The sequence below is a fragment of the Pandoraea terrae genome, assembly GCF_902459695.1.
Classification (GTDB): domain Bacteria; phylum Pseudomonadota; class Gammaproteobacteria; order Burkholderiales; family Burkholderiaceae; genus Pandoraea; species Pandoraea terrae.
Genome location: NZ_CABPRZ010000059.1, coordinates 1 through 2,008 on the forward strand (window position 1 = coordinate 1; position 2,008 = coordinate 2,008).

The 2,008-nt window shown below is 70.1% G+C and carries 2 protein-coding genes; both read left to right on the plus strand.

Annotation, left to right across the window (positions count from 1 at the left end):
- Positions 1 to 1,260, plus strand: a 1,260-nt coding sequence (locus tag PTE30175_RS27920; RefSeq protein WP_275938987.1) for a type VI secretion IcmF C-terminal domain-containing protein, incomplete at its 5' end; no start/stop codon positions are given.
- The coding region (locus tag PTE30175_RS27925) for a type VI secretion system baseplate subunit TssF (protein WP_150700325.1) at positions 1,257 to 2,008 on the plus strand (752 nt) is incomplete at its 3' end. The genes PTE30175_RS27920 and PTE30175_RS27925, both read left to right, overlap by 4 nt.

Below are 2,008 nucleotides of genomic sequence, written 5' to 3' on the forward strand. Positions count from 1 at the left end.
GCCGTGCAGTATCAGGCGCACTCGGGGCGTCCATCGCAATCCCTGTCCGACACACTGGTGCGCCGGGCACAGGACCTCTTGCAGGGTGCGGACCCCGATCCGGCGGAACTTGTCCCGTCGGGCATCGCTACGGCCCCGCTCGATGAATCGTTCGGGCCGCTCCTCGCCCTGATGGGCGATGCCGGCAACGCCGCCGCCGTCCCCGGCGCGACACCTCGCCCGGCGCCCGCCAACGACGTCAGCCTCGCGCGCTATCTCACGCGAGTGACCACGGTGCGCCTGAAGCTCCAGCAGATCGCGGCCAGCCCGCAGCCGCAGGCGATGGCCCGGTCGCTTGCGCAGGCGGTGTTTCAGGGGCAGCTCTCGGACCTGATGCAGGCACGTGACGACGCGGGCGTGACGGCGGCCAGCCTGGGCCAGCAATGGGCCGGTTTCGGCCATGCCCTGTTCGCGCAGCCGCTCGATATGGCCTGGCAAACCATCCTGGCGCCAGCCGCCGCAAGCCTGAATGCATCCTGGAGAGAAGGCATCGCCATGCCGTTTTCCATCGCCTTCAACGGCCGATATCCCTTCGCCGATACCACAGCCGATGCGTCGTTCGCCGAACTCGGGCGCTACGTGCGGCCCGACACCGGCCTGATCGCCAGGTTCGTGGCCACGCAACTGGCCGGCGTGCTCGTGCCGCAAGGCGAGCGCTGGGTGCCCAATCCGTTGGTGCCGCAGTCCCTGCGCATCGATCCGGCGTTTCTCGCGGCACTGAACCAGTTGTCGGCGCTGGGCGCGCAGGGCTATCTGCGCGGCGACGCCGGTTACCGGTTCGAGCTGATGGCGTTGCCGGCGGTCGACGTCACGCGCACCGAGCTGGTGATCGACGGGCGGCCGATCGTCTACTTCAACCAGCGCGAAAGCTGGACGCCGATCGCCTGGCCAGGCGACGGCCTGAACGGCCGCGCGAGCCTGCGCTGGCACACGGTCAACGCCGGCGCGCGGCAGGCCTTCGACGCGACCGGCGACTGGGCCTTCCTGCGCCTGCTGGAGAAAGCGCAAACGACGCCGCTCGACAGCACGCGCTACGCGCTCACCTGGCAGCAGCCCGGCGCGCAGGACTTGCAGTATGTCCTGCGCACGCAAACGGGGGCAGGGCCGCTCGACCTGCTGGGGCTGCGCGGTTTCAAGATGCCTGAGCGCATTTTTGCGGTCGACCCATCCGCAGGCGCGCATGCAACGGCGTCTACGCCGTCACCGGGAGCCGCCCGATGAGCGGCCCGAGGCACGGCCCCAACCGGCCGCCGGTCTTGCGCGAATTCGAAGCGGAGATGCGCTACCTGCGCGAGGCCGCCAAGGAATTCGCGCAGTCGCATCCGCAGGCGGCGGCGCGTCTGGGCCTGACCCGCTTCGGGGGCCGGGGCGACGCGGTCGAGCAGCTGTTCCAGGGGTTCGCGTTCCTGAGTGCGCGCATGGGCGGCAAGCTGGCCGACGAACTGCCCGAGCTGACTGAACCGCTGACCGGCATGCTGTGGCCGCACACGGTGCGCACGATCCCGTCGCTGACGATCCTCGAACTCCTGCCGCACGCCGAGCGCCCGGCAGGGCAAGTGTTGCCGGCCGGGCTGACGGTGCGCTCGACGCCGGTGGGCGATGCGCAGACGGTATGCACCTACCGCACCACACAGTTCGTGAACGTACTGCCGCTGACGCTGCGCGACGCCGCGCAGCAGTTGCGGCCCGATGGACGCAGCGCCATCCGGCTCGCGTTCGAGGTGCGGCGCTTCGATCGGCGCTCGCCGGGGGTCCTGTCGCGCATCCGCCTGTATCTGCACGGTGACCGGATCGTGGCCTCGACCCTGTACGCCGCGCTCACGCGTGACGCGTACGCGATCGAGGTGCGCATGCCGTCGTTTCACGATGGCCGGGCGCAACCGCAGCCGAAGATGACGCTGCAAGCGGCAGGCTTTGGACCGGCGACGCGCCTGTGGCCGCAAGACGAGCGCAAGCCGGGCGAATCGCT